The 11,868-nt window shown below is 72.6% G+C and carries 9 protein-coding genes, 1 pseudogene and 1 riboswitch; of the genes and pseudogenes, 1 reads left to right on the forward strand and 9 read right to left on the reverse strand.

The window, feature by feature from the left end; all coding sequences use genetic code 11:
- Positions 1-120: 120 nt before the first annotated feature.
- The 9 genes and pseudogenes from LCD31_RS20050 to rsmI form a co-directional block, all read right to left on the reverse strand.
- Positions 121-933, reverse strand: a complete 813-nt coding sequence (locus LCD31_RS20050; protein WP_224960194.1) for a MetQ/NlpA family ABC transporter substrate-binding protein — start codon at positions 931-933, stop codon at positions 121-123.
- A gap of 99 nt (positions 934-1,032) precedes the next feature.
- The gene (locus LCD31_RS20055) at positions 1,033-1,716 is read right to left on the reverse strand and encodes a methionine ABC transporter permease (protein WP_224960195.1); all 684 of its coding nucleotides are present in this window, start codon (positions 1,714-1,716) and stop codon (positions 1,033-1,035) included.
- Positions 1,713-2,735 carry a methionine ABC transporter ATP-binding protein gene (locus tag LCD31_RS20060; protein ID WP_224960196.1) on the reverse strand — a complete coding sequence of 341 codons (1,023 nt, stop codon included), beginning with the start codon at positions 2,733-2,735 and terminating at the stop codon, positions 1,713-1,715. Before LCD31_RS20060 ends, LCD31_RS20055 begins: the two co-directional genes overlap by 4 nt.
- A gap of 267 nt (positions 2,736-3,002) precedes the next feature.
- Positions 3,003-3,092: riboswitch (SAM riboswitch) on the reverse strand.
- Positions 3,093-3,294: 202 nt separating this feature from the next.
- Positions 3,295-4,170 carry a 16S rRNA (adenine(1518)-N(6)/adenine(1519)-N(6))-dimethyltransferase RsmA gene (rsmA, locus tag LCD31_RS20065; protein ID WP_224960197.1) on the reverse strand — a complete coding sequence of 292 codons (876 nt, stop codon included), beginning with the start codon at positions 4,168-4,170 and terminating at the stop codon, positions 3,295-3,297.
- Between the two features lie 161 nt (positions 4,171-4,331).
- Positions 4,332-5,888: a transglycosylase family protein gene (locus LCD31_RS20070; RefSeq protein WP_374108040.1), complete on the reverse strand. Its 1,557-nt coding sequence runs from the start codon at positions 5,886-5,888 to the stop codon at positions 4,332-4,334.
- 716 nt (positions 5,889-6,604) lie between these two features.
- Positions 6,605-6,865: pseudogene (locus LCD31_RS20075) on the reverse strand (transglycosylase family protein); the annotation flags it as partial.
- A 299-nt stretch (positions 6,866-7,164) separates the two neighbouring features.
- The gene (locus LCD31_RS20080; protein WP_224960201.1) at positions 7,165-7,977 is read right to left on the reverse strand and encodes a TatD family hydrolase; all 813 of its coding nucleotides are present in this window, start codon (positions 7,975-7,977) and stop codon (positions 7,165-7,167) included.
- A 101-nt stretch (positions 7,978-8,078) separates the two neighbouring features.
- Complete coding sequence (locus LCD31_RS20085) at positions 8,079-9,095, reverse strand: DUF4185 domain-containing protein (protein ID WP_224960199.1); 1,017 nt, start codon at positions 9,093-9,095, stop codon at positions 8,079-8,081.
- A 206-nt stretch (positions 9,096-9,301) separates the two neighbouring features.
- On the reverse strand, positions 9,302-10,147 hold the full coding sequence (gene rsmI / locus LCD31_RS20090; protein ID WP_224960200.1) for a 16S rRNA (cytidine(1402)-2'-O)-methyltransferase: 846 nt from the start codon (positions 10,145-10,147) through the stop codon (positions 9,302-9,304).
- Between the two features lie 68 nt (positions 10,148-10,215).
- On the opposite strand from rsmI, the gene LCD31_RS20095 reads away from it, so the two are divergent.
- Positions 10,216-11,745, forward strand: a complete 1,530-nt coding sequence (locus LCD31_RS20095) for a dolichyl-phosphate-mannose--protein mannosyltransferase (RefSeq protein ID WP_224960203.1) — start codon at positions 10,216-10,218, stop codon at positions 11,743-11,745.
- Positions 11,746-11,868: the final 123 nt, after the last annotated feature.

Raw genomic sequence — 11,868 nt, forward strand, 5'->3', positions numbered from 1 at the left:
CCCCCGGCCTTGGGCGGGGGGGGGGCGCGGCCCCCCCCCCCGGGGTTTTTCCCCCCCCCCCCCCCCCCCCCCCCCCCCCCCCCCCGCGCCCCCGGGGGGGGCCCCCCGGTCCGGGATCGATCAGGAAGCGGGGATCACCGAGATGCCGCCGTAGGTCTTGTTGATGAAGTCCTCGACCTCCGGCGAGCGCAGCAGCTCGGCCAGCTTCTGCACCCGCGGGTCCTTCGCCATCTCGGGCGAGGCGACGAGACCGTTGGCGTACGGGTTGTTCTCCGCGCTCTCCACCGCGATCGGATCCTTCAGCCCGGCTTTGAGCGCGTAGTTGCCGTTCACGATGGCCGCGTCGGCGTCATCGACCGAGCGGGGCAGCTGGTCGCTGGAGAGCTCCTGGAACTGGATGTTCTTCGGGTTCTCCGCCACGTCGCGCACCCCGGCGCCCTGCTCGGCGCCCGGCTTCAGCTTGAGGACACCGTTGGCCTGCAGCAGTTCCAGGCTGCGGGTCTGGTTCGACGGGTCGTTGGGCAGCGCGATCCGCGCGCCGTTCGGCAGCTCCTGGAGGGAGCGGACCTTCTTGGAGTAGACCGACAGCGGTTCGAGGTGCACCGTCTGCACCCATTCGAACTCGCCGCCGCGCTGCGCCTGGTACTCCGCCAGGTACGGCTTGTGCTGGTAGTAGTTCGCGTCCAGCTCGCCGTTGGCGACGGCCTCGTTGGGCCGGTTGTAGTCGTCGAACTTCTCGATCTCGATCTCGATGCCTGCCTTCTCGGCCAGGTCGTCCTTGACGAACTGCAGGATCTCGCCGTGCGGCTGCGGGCTGACGCCGATGGTCAGCGGGGCCTCGGGGTCCTGCGCGGCGGGCGTGCCGGAGCCGCCGCAACCTGCGAGCGCCAGCGTCGCGGCGGTGAGCACCACGGCCAGGGAGCGAAAACGCATCGATCGCGTCCTTTCTGGAGGGCCGGCCGGTGACGCGCACCGGCGGCCGGCGGGGATCGCACGTCCCCGTCGTCGGAGTGTTCCTGGTGAGCTGCGGGCCTAGCCGGTCGCGCTGCGGCGGCGGTCCACTGCTTTGGCGGTGATGTCGGTGAGCAGCTGCATGGCGAAGGCCAGCACGGCCAGCACCGCCACCGATCCGTACAGCACGCGCTCGTCGTACGCCTGGTAGCCGTCCTGGATGGCGGTGGTCCCGAGACCTCCGCCGCCGATGGCGCCGGCCATCGCCGCGTAGCCGATGAGCGCGACGGCGGTGACGCCGACGGCCCCGACCAGCGCGGCGCGGGCCTCGCCGAGCAGCACGGTCCACACGATCCGCCACCGGCTCGACCCGGTGGTGATCGCGGCTTCGACGACGGTGAAGCTCACCTCCCGCAACGCGTTCTGCGTCAGCCGCGCGAAGAACGGCACCGCGCCGACGACCAGCGGGACGATCACCGCGGTGCTGCCGATGGACGTGCCCACCAACAACCTGGTGAAGGAGGCCAGCACCACCAGCAGCACCACGAACGGCACGGACCGCACCACGTCGACGACCACACCGAGGATCCGGTGCAGCGTCGGACGCGGGTTGAGCCCGACCGGAGAACTCAGGTGCAGGAACACGCCGAGCGGCAGTCCACCGAGGACCGCCAGCACGGTCGCCACCAGCACCATGTAGAGCGTTTCGACGGTGGCACCGCCGAGCAGCTCCGCTACTTCCGCCCAGGGGGTCGGATCACTCACGCCGCGACTCCATCAACACTGACCGGGGTGCGCCGCACGTGCGCGTCCCGGTCGACCATCCACTTCAGGGCCGACTCGGACCGCTCGCCGGTGAGTCCGATGCGGAACTTCGCCACCGGGGTGTCCCCGAGCCGGGTGAGCCCGCCGCCGAGGATGGACAGCTCCACCCCGAAGCGGGCGGCCGCCTCCGGCAGCAGCGCCCCGACGGCGGCGAAGCCGACGAGGACCACTTCGGCGACCACGTCGTGCCGCACTCCGGGCACGGCGGGCGCCTGGTCGGTCTCGGGCAGCAGGCTGGTGCTGACCCGGCTGCCGGGTTCGGCGACGAGGTCGAGCACCTTGCCGTGCTCCACGACGCGCCCGCCTTCGAGCACGGCCACGTCGTCGGCGATGCGCCGCACCACGGCCATGTCGTGGGTGACCACCAGGACGGTGACGCCCAGTTCAGAACGCGCCCGGTCCAGCACGGTCAGCACCGAGTCGGTCGTGCCCGGGTCCAGCGCCGAGGTCGGTTCGTCGGCCAGCAGCACCGAGGGCTTGGCGGCCAGCGCGCGGGCGACCGCGATGCGCTGCCGCTGCCCGCCGGAGAGCCGGTCCGGGTAGGTCGGCGCCTTGTCGGTGAGCCCCACCAGGTCGAGCAGTTCGGCGACGCGGCTGCGGCGCTGCGGTGCGGGCATCCCGGCGGCTTCGAGCGGGAGCGCCACGTTGCCCGCGGCGGTCCGCTGCCGCAGCAGCGAGTCGCCCTGCGGCACGACGCCGATGTGGCGGCGGGCGGCGCGCAGCGCGGCGCCTTCGAGGGCCACGAGGTCGGTGCCGTCGACCCGGATGGCACCGCGGTCCGGCTTCTCCAGCAGGGCGATGCACCGGGCGAGGGTGGACTTGCCCGCGCCGCTGGGGCCGACGACGCCGAGCACGGCGCCCGCGGGGACCTCCAGGGACACGTCGTCGAGGGCGACGACGTCGGACCGGCTCGACTGGTCGTGCCGGAAGGACTTGGTGAGGTTCTCGACTGTGATCACGATCGCTCCGCATCAGCTCACGCCGGCCTGCGGGCATGCCGCGGCCGGGCGGGGAGGAACAGAAGGGCCTGGTGGGGCGGTGACGACTGGGGTCGTCAGCCGGCGAGGCGACAGGCCGTCGTGGTGCGGCGTCCGTGATCGATGACCCGGCGCTGGGTCAAGGCGAGGCCGTGCGGACCGGATCCGACGCGAGCGCGACCGCCGCGGGCCTGCCGGCGGCTGGTCCGGGGCGCACGTTCACCTGCGAGCAGAGTTTCAGACACCACAACTCCATCGACCCTGGCGTTAGCACCTGCTCCGGTGGAGTGGTTGCTGCGGCGTCGTGGAGCCAGGTCTCTCAGCCGCTCGGGATGGATTTCCCGCATAGTAGAACGCAGCGGTGTCGACGGGCGCAAGCCAAAACCCGTCACTATGTGGAATCGTTTGACAAATCACATCCCCCTGTTGAGCAGGGGGCATGGCCCGCCGTGAATATTCCGGTGACCTTATGTGATCAACACTACGGTTTTCCCTCCGGACGGACCAACGAAGTCCCGAAGGGAGGCGACGCAGCGGAACGTCAGCGCGCCGGTTCTCCGGCGGCCTCGGCCACCCGGGCGAAATCGGCCACGGTGAGCTGCTCGCCCCGCGCCGCCGGATCCACCCCCGCCGCCCGCAGCACCTCTTCGGCGCGCGCCGCCGACCCGGCCCAGCCCGACAGCGCCGCCCGCAGCGTCTTGCGCCGCTGCGCGAACGCCGCGTCCACCGCCGCGAACACCTGCGCCCGCGGCGCCGCCGACGGCGGATCGACCCGGGAGAACGCCACCAGCCCGGAATCGACGTTCGGCACCGGCCAGAACACGTTGCGCGGCACCGGCCCGGCGCGCCGGACGTCGGCGTACCACGCGGCCTTCACGCTCGGCACCCCGTAGGTGCGACCACCCGGTTTCGCGGCCAGCCGGTCGGCGACCTCGGACTGCACCATCACCAGCCCGGTGCGCAGCGACGGCAGCTCCGCCAGCAGGTGCAGCACCACCGGCACCGCCACGTTGTACGGCAGGTTCGCCACCAGCGCGGTCGGCCGCGGCTCGGCGAAGTCGGCGGCCCGCACCCGCAGCGCGTCGGCGGGCAGCACCCGCAACCGGTCGCACAGCTCGGGGGCGAACTCGGCGGCGGTGCGCGGCAACCGCTCGGCGAGCACCGGATCGATCTCCACGGCCACCACCCCGGCGGCCTCCGGCAGCAACGCCAAGGTCAGCGAGCCCAGCCCGGGCCCGACCTCCAGCACCACGTCCTCGGCGGTGAGCTCGGCCGCGCCGACGATGCGGCGCACCGTGTTCGAGTCGTGCACGAAGTTCTGGCCCAGCCGTTTCGTCGGCCGGATCCCGAGTTCCCCCGCCAGCCGGCGAACATCGGCCGGCCCGAGCAACCGCGCCTGGTTCGCGTGCTGTTCCACGAGGTCAAAGCTACCCGCGCCCGCTTCCCGCACCGCGCCCGCCCTCCCCCGCGCTGATCAGGACCGCACCGAGCAGGCCCGGGAACGCGAACGAGCGGTCACCGGCACGAGGCCGATGACCGGTCGAAGAACGCGGGAGCCGGGAACCGTCCCGGCGCGGCTCAGCTCAGGCCGAGCTTCGAGGAGCAGCCCGGCCAGGCGCCGTAGCTGCCGCCGCGGGCGTCGCGCACCTTCGTGGCGACCGAGATCTGCTGTTCCCGGCTGGCCTGGTGCGGGTAGGCCGCGTACTGGTCGCCGCCGTAGGCGTCCCAGGTGCTCTTGTCGAACTGGAGACCGCCGTAGTAGCCGTTGCCGCTGTTGATCGACCAGTTGCCGCCGGCCTCGCACTGCACCAGCTTGTCCCAGACGGCGCTGTTCGGCGGCTGCTTGGTGCCGACGCGGACGACCTTCTCGGTCGGCTCCTTGGTGATCTTCTCGCCGACCGCTTCGCGACCGGTCTCCTCGCCGTTGCGGGTGCTCACCCGGGTGAAGACGATCTTCTCGCCGGGCGTGCCCGGGTTCTCGACCTTCTCCTCGCCCTTGAGCATGGAGTCGTCTTCGATCTCCTTGACCGGCGGCTCGATCGGCACCGTCACGTTGATCACGGTGCTGCCGGTGCGGTCGATCTGCACCGTGGCACCGCTGGTGATCTTCTGGTCGCCGCCGGGGGTGATGTGGTCTTCCGGCCCGAGCTGGAGGTTCTGCTCCTGCACCAGCTCGTCGACGGTCACCGCGGTGGTCGTCAGCTGCCGGGGCTCGCCCGCGCCGTCGGTGATCGTGATGTCCTTGGCGGTCTTGACCACCAGGTCCATGCCCTGCTCGGGCACCGCCGTGCTGCGCGCGCTGGAGACCCAGGCGCCGTCGTCGGCGACGCCGAGCTGGCGCAGCGCCTGGCCGACGGTCACCGACCGGACCCACTCCTCGCGCTGCTCGCCGTCCACCGTCATCTTCAGCAGGCGGCCGCGGTCGAGGGTGATCGTGTCGTTGTGCCCGACCTTGGACTGCGGGGAGGGGCTCAGCGCGTCGTGCTCGCCGATGCTGATGCCCTCGTCCTCGAGGACTTCGCCGACGGTCGACTCGTAGGTGTTGACCTGGCGTTCCTTGCCGTCGATCTCGACGGTGACGGACTTGTCCATCGCGGCGGCGGCACCGCCGGAGCCGGTCAGGGTGAGGATGACCGCGGCGACCGCGCCCTTGAGGAAGCGCTGCTTCCACGAGGTGATCGCTTCGACGACCTCCGGGGAGGGCTGCGCCTGCGGTTCACCGAGCTCGTCGGGCAGGACCAGCGGCGGCATGACCACGGTCTCTGCGTTGATGAGCCGGATGAGCTCGTCGACGTCGATGTCGGCAGTCGCGAGCATCTCGTCGGCCTGCGGTCCGAGCGCTTCGAGCACGTCGTCCGGCGTGATCTCCAGCGCGCCGGGCGGGAAGCTCGGGTGGTCCTGCGCCGGGTACCGGTCGCTGATGGGGGCGAAGGGCTGCTCGGCGGTGATCTCCGCATCGCTCTCGCGATCGAGCAGGCCGACCGCGGTCTGCTGCTGCGGGCTCACGGGGCTGAACCAGTCCGTCGAGGGCTCGAATGAATCGGCCCAGTAGCCGTGGTCTCGGCCTGCACCACCCAGCTGTTCATCGCTGCTGGTGGAGCTGGCGTGGGCACCGGGGATGCCGCGTCCGTTCACAGGGTCGCTACCTCTCGAAAGCGAGAAGCCGTCCGCGCGCGGGTGACCGAGGGGAGTTCGCCGAGCATGTCCGGTTCGAACTCCTTCACCTGCCGCTGCGCGACTTCGTGCTTCGTTTCCGTATCCGACTCCCGTAGCCAAGCGCCGTCTTCAGCCGATACCTGATGCGAACCGGTCTCGTTCCCAGCTCGATCGGTGGCACCGACTTCCCCGACGTACCCGGCGGCGACTAGCGGGCGTTCCCGTGACTTCGTTGTCATCGGTTACGAGGCCGAGACTCTAGCGTGATCCCGCGGGCCCGCCAAGGGGCCGCCCGGCGGTGTGACCTGGGTTACGCCGATTTGCCGCGCAACCGTGCACCGTCGGTGATCGGGTCGAGTGATCGACCGCGAACCGCTGCCAGTTTTCCCACCACCGCCGCGGTTTCGCCGCTCCGCGCCGAGATCGACCGCTTCGTCCCCAGTGGACGGTTTGATCGTCCCTGGTGAGCGGATCACCAGTCGCCCCGATCAGCGGATCCGGCTCGGGCGCCGGGACGGCCGGTGGGGGGCGGGCGACGGGAGAGAGCGGTCATCTCCCGCCGCCCGCGCCGGCGGCGGCAACGACCGTCCGGACGCGGTGGGTGATGAGGAACCTCACTTCCTCACACTCCCGGGCGATCTCCGGCGGTCGAGCCGTTCAGCGGCGCTTCGGGACGCCGTTCGGAGCAGGAGCGCTCAACGCGGGAGCCCGAGCTTCCGGGCGCACGCCGGCCAGGCCCCGTAGCCGCCGCGGTCGTCGCGCAGCGCGCTCGCCACCGAGATCTGCTGCTCGCGCGAGGCGCGGTGCGGGTAGCGGGCGAAGCCCTCGCCGCCGTAGGCCGCCCACGTGCTGCGGTCGAACTGGAGCCCGCCGTAGTAGCCGTTCCCGCTGTTGGTGGCCCAGTTCCCGCCGGATTCGCACTGCGCCAGCCGGTCCCACACCTGCCCGGTGCGGGGTTCTCCGGCGTCACCGCTGCGCTCGGGGGCGGGTGCCGCGGTCGCGAGCGGCGCGCCGCACAGCGTGATCGCGGCGGCGATTCCGATCCTGGTGATGCCACGGATGCGCATACAGGTCCTGACTGCCGTGCCTCCGGGCAGCGGTCCCGGCGCCTGCCGCGGACCTGTCGGGTCCACTGTGGCCGATCGCCGAGCGGGGCCGCCCCCGGCTTCCGCAGGGGACGCTAGGTCGCCGGGTCGCGGTCGCAAGTCAGTGCGCGCGCCCGGCACGACGGCAGGGCACGCTCAGTCAGCGCAGGTCAGCCGGTTCCTACCTGATCGAGGCGGAAGATCCGCTCTGCCGTGGCGGTGGTGGCCACGGCGAGTTCCGCGAGATCGGCTCCGCGCAGTTCCGCGAGCTCTCGAAGGGTGTAATTGACGCAGTAGGGCTCGTTGGGGCGCCCGCGGAACGGGTGCGGGGTGAGGAACGGCGCGTCGGTCTCCACCAGCATCTGCTCCACCGGCACCAGCCGGGCCGCCTCGCGCAGGCCGGCCGCGTTGGCGTTGCGGAAGGTCGCGGTGCCCGCGAACGAGAGCACGTAGCCGCGGTCCACGCAGGCGCGGGCGAACTCCGCGTCCCCGGAGAAGCAGTGGAAGACCACCGCCTCCGGCGACCCCTCCTCGGTCAGGATGCGCAGGATGTCCTCGTGCGCCTCCCGGTCGTGGATCATCAACGGCTTGCCGGTGCGCTTGGCCAGGTCGATGTGCCAGCGGAACGCCTCGTGCTGCGATGCCGGCGAGGAGAAGTCCCAGTAGTAGTCCAGCCCGGTCTCGCCGATCGCCACGACCCGCGGCCGCTCGGCCAGCTCCGCCAGCACCTCCCGGGCGGCGTCGGTGAGGTCCTCGGCCCTGGTCGGGTGCAGCGCCACCGCGGCGAACACGCGGTCGTCCCAGGTAGCGGCCTCGGCGGCCCAGCGCGCGGCCTCGAGGTCGTCGGCGACGGTGATCACCCGGGTGATCCCGGCGGCTTCGGCGCGGTCGACCAGGGTGCGCACGTCCTCGGCGGTCTTCGCGCCGCACGCGTCGAGGTGGGTGTGCGCGTCCACCGCGGGCGCGGGCAGCGCCTCCGGCATCGGCGGCCGTTCCTTCTTGTCCTTCTTGCTCACCGTCAAACCCCTCGGTCGGTCGTGCCACCGGCGAGCCTACGGTCCGCGCGGAGCCCGACCGGACGGGGTCATTCCAGGTCGGCGCGCAGGAAGGACACGTTGTACGGCCGCCACTGCGTCGTCGTGAAGTACACCGCGGGCCGGTCCGCCGCCCACGGGTGCTGGAAGCCGCCGTAGAGCGCGGGGAACCGGGATCCGGCGGCCAGCACCCGTCCCGCCGACCACGGTCCGGTGAGCCGGTCGGCGGTGCGCAGCACGATCGCGGCCCGCCGCTCGTCCAGGTGCACCGCGAACCACTGGCCGAAGTGGGTGTTGAACTGCACGGACAGCTCCGCGACCGGGGCGGCGAGCACCGGCAGCGCCTCCCGCTCGTCCGCGGTCCAGCCGCGCGCCGTCCAGTACTCGTAGGCCGCCGGGTCCAGCAGGTCGTCCGGGCCGACCCGGGCGAGGTGCCCGGCGCCGAACCGGCCGCTCGGCGTGCCCAGCAGGTGCACCCGCCCGGCCACGACGCCCGCGAATGCGAGCTGCTGGAACGGGTGGCCGCCCTGGTCGCGGCGGCGGAACCGGCGCAGGAACGGCTGCCGGTCGTTGCGCCACACCGCCGACTCCGACTTCGTCCAGCTGCGGCCGCCGTCGTCGGAGTACGCCAGCGCCCCGTAGTTCGTGTGCCACGAACCAGGAACTCCCCAGCGCCGCACCGACATGTAGTGCAGGTGGTTCCGCCCGCCGACGGCGATGCCCGCAGTGGGGATCACGGTGTGCTCGCGGACGCCGGTGCGGTCGCCGGGCAGGAACTGGGCCGCGCCACCGTCCTCCCGGCGCACCACCCAGTCCAGGTCGAGCCCCGAGTCGAGGTCGGTCCCGGTGCTGCGGGCGAGCACGTTGCACCGCCAGTCCGCGTGCTTCGGGCCGGCACCGCTACCGCCCCAGCGCTCGCCGTAGGTGTCGCCGAACGCGGCCAGCACCCCGCCGCGCCCGTCGTCCCACAAGATCCCGAGGTCGGTCGCGACCACGCCCGATCCGGCGTTGCGCGACTCCGCACCGGTGATCGCCGCCAGCCTGGTAGTCCCGGTCACCCACACCATGCGCGCACGGTAGCCCCGCACCCCACCGCACCGCCCGGCTTCGACCGCGCCCAGCAGGCCCGGACCGCTGAGCAGCGACCACCCGGGCGACGGCCACCGCCGCGGGATCGACGTTCCCCCGCGCGGAGCGACCGGTGACCACGGTCCCGCAGTGGGGATCCCGCCGACGCCACCCGGCCCGCGGCGGAGGGGCGGGCTCGCTCAGCTCACTGCCGGGCGGCGAGCACCGCGGTGTACAGCTCGTTCTTGCGGGCGCCGCTGAGCTCGGCGACCTCGGCGACGGCGTCCTTGAGCCGCATGCCCTCGGCGGCCCGCTCCTCGACCTGCGGCACCAGGTCGGCCGGGTCCTGCGAGACCGGGGCCGCGCCGCCGATCACCACGGTGATCTCGCCGCGCACCTCGGCGCCCGCCCATTCGGCGAGCGAACCCAGGTCGCCGCGGCGCACCTCCTCGTAGGTCTTGGTCAGCTCGCGGCACACCACCGCCGCCCGGTCCGGGCCGAGCACCGCGACCGCGTCCGCCAAGGTGTCCGCGAGCCGCCGCGGCGACTCGAAGAACACGCAGGTCCGCTGCTCGGCGAGCAGCCGCCCGAACCAGCGGCGCCGCTCCCCCGGCTTGCGCGGCGGGAAGCCCTCGAAGCAGAACCGGTCCGACGGCAGCCCGGACACGGCCAGCGCCGTCGTCACCGCCGACGGCCCCGGCAGGCAGGTCACCGGCAGTCCCTCGGCCGCGCACGCCGACACCAACCGGTACCCGGGGTCGGACACGCTCGGCATCCCGGCGTCGGTCACCAGCAGCACGTCCTGGCCGTCCCGCAGCGATTCCAGCAGCCGCGGGGTGCGCGCCGCCTCCACGTCCTCGTAGTAGCTGACGATCTTCCCGGCCGGGTTCACCCCCAGCGACGTCGCCAGCGTGCGCACCCGGCGGGTGTCCTCCGCGGCGATGATCGTCGCCGAGCCGAGCGCATCGACCAACCGGGCGGACGCGTCGCGGGCATCACCGAGCGGGGTCGCGGCGAGCACCAACGTGCCCGATCCGGATTCGAGGTCCATGAGCCCAACCCTACGATTCACGTGTGAGCGTGCTCGTGCCGAACTCCACCGGCGGCCAGGCCGAGAACATGGTCGAACCCGGTCAGACCCCGCCCGCGGCCGAACCCGGTTCTCGGGACGCCCGGGCGCTGCTCGCACCGAGGATGCCGTCCGACCGGCTGCGCGGCTGGATCGTGACGCTGGTGATCGGGTTGATCGCCGGGATCGTGCGGATCTGGGACCTGGGCCGGGCCACCGACGACGGGACGCCGGTCTTCGACGAGAAGTACTACGCGATCCAGGCGTGGCAGATGCTGCGCAACGGCGGTTACGAGGACAACCCCGGCTACGAGGTCGTCGCGCACCCGCCGGTCGGCAAGCAGCTCATCGCGATCGGCGAGTGGGTGTTCGGGTACGGCCCATGGAGCTGGCGCATCTCGGCGGCGCTGGCGGGCACGATCATGGTGGTGCTGCTGGTGCGCATCGCCCGCAGGCTCACCCGTTCCACGCTGCTGGGCGCGCTCGCCGGGATCCTGCTGATCTGCGACGGGGTCAGCCACGTGCAGTCGCGGGTCGGGATGCTCGACATCTTCCAGGCGCTGTTCGTGCTCGCCGCGTTCGCGCTGCTGCTGGTGGACCGCGACCGGATGCGGGAGCGGCTGTCGCTGGTCGTCGCCGAAGGGCGCATCGGCGACAGCCGGTGGGGACCGCGGCTGGGCTTCCGGTGGTGGCGGTTCGCCGCGGGCGTCTCGCTGGGGCTGACCTGCGGGGTGAAGTGGAACGGCATCTACTACATCATGGCGTTCGGCCTGCTCAGCGTGCTGTGGGACGCGTGGGCGCGGCGGACCGCGGGGGTGGAGCGGCCGTGGGTGGGCGCGCTGGTGCGGGACACGGTGCCCGCGCTGGGCTCGCTGCTGGTGCTGCCGCTGGCGGTGTACTTCGCGACCTGGGCGAACTGGTTCGCCAGCGAGACCGCCACCGACCGGAACGCGGCGATCACCGCCTCCGACGTGGGGATGGGCTTCCTGCCGGACCCGCTGCGCTCGCTGCTGTACTACCAGCTCAACGTGCTGGACTTCCACACCCACCTGACCACCGGGAACCACCCGCACCCGTGGGAGTCGAAGCCGTGGGCGTGGCCGATGGGCATGCGACCGATGCTCTACTACTACGAGTCGGGGCTGCCCGGCTGCGGCGGGTCGAACTGCGTGCAGGCGACGATGCTGCTGGGCACGCCCGCGATGTGGTGGCTCTCGCTGCCGGTGGCGGCCTGGGCGGTGTGGCGGGCGGCGAGCCGGCTGGACTGGCGCTACACCGCGGTGCTGGTGGGCTACGCCGCCGGGTACCTGCCGTGGTTCATCAACCTGGACCGGCAGATGTACTACTTCTACGCGACGCCGATGGCGCCGTTCCTGGTGCTGGGGATCGTGCTGGTGCTGGGCGAGGTGCTCGGCGCGGCGCGGGAGCACACCGAGCGGCGGAAGACGGGGCTGCTGCTGGTGGCGCTGTACGTCGGCCTGGTGGTGGCGAACTTCGCCTGGTTGTGGCCGATCCTGAACGGGGAGCCGATCACGCAGGAGCACTGGCAGGCCGAGCTGTGGCTGCCGTCCTGGCGCTGACCGCGCCGCGGCGGGGGGGGGGGGGGGGCGCGCGGGGGGGGGGGGGGGCCGGGCCGGGGCGCCGGGCCCCGGCCGGGGGCCGGGCGCGGGCGGCCGCCAGCCGCGCCTCCGGCGCCCCGGCGC

The organism is Saccharopolyspora sp. 6M, assembly GCF_020176775.1.
In the GTDB taxonomy this organism is placed as follows: Bacteria; Actinomycetota; Actinomycetes; order Mycobacteriales; family Pseudonocardiaceae; genus Saccharopolyspora_C; species Saccharopolyspora_C gregorii.

What these genes read in the sequence shown, in the direction of transcription:
- rsmI (WP_224960200.1), bottom strand. Translation starts at nt 10,147, where the DNA reads ATGGACCTCGAATCCGGATCGGGCACGTTGGTGCTCGCCGCGACCCCG.
- LCD31_RS20050 (WP_224960194.1), bottom strand. Translation starts at nt 933, where the DNA reads ATGCGTTTTCGCTCCCTGGCCGTGGTGCTCACCGCCGCGACGCTGGCG.
- LCD31_RS20095 (WP_224960203.1), top strand. Translation starts at nt 10,216, where the DNA reads ATGGTCGAACCCGGTCAGACCCCGCCCGCGGCCGAACCCGGTTCTCGG.
- LCD31_RS20080 (WP_224960201.1), bottom strand. Translation starts at nt 7,977, where the DNA reads ATGCCGGAGGCGCTGCCCGCGCCCGCGGTGGACGCGCACACCCACCTC.
- LCD31_RS20085 (WP_224960199.1), bottom strand. Translation starts at nt 9,095, where the DNA reads ATGGTGTGGGTGACCGGGACTACCAGGCTGGCGGCGATCACCGGTGCG.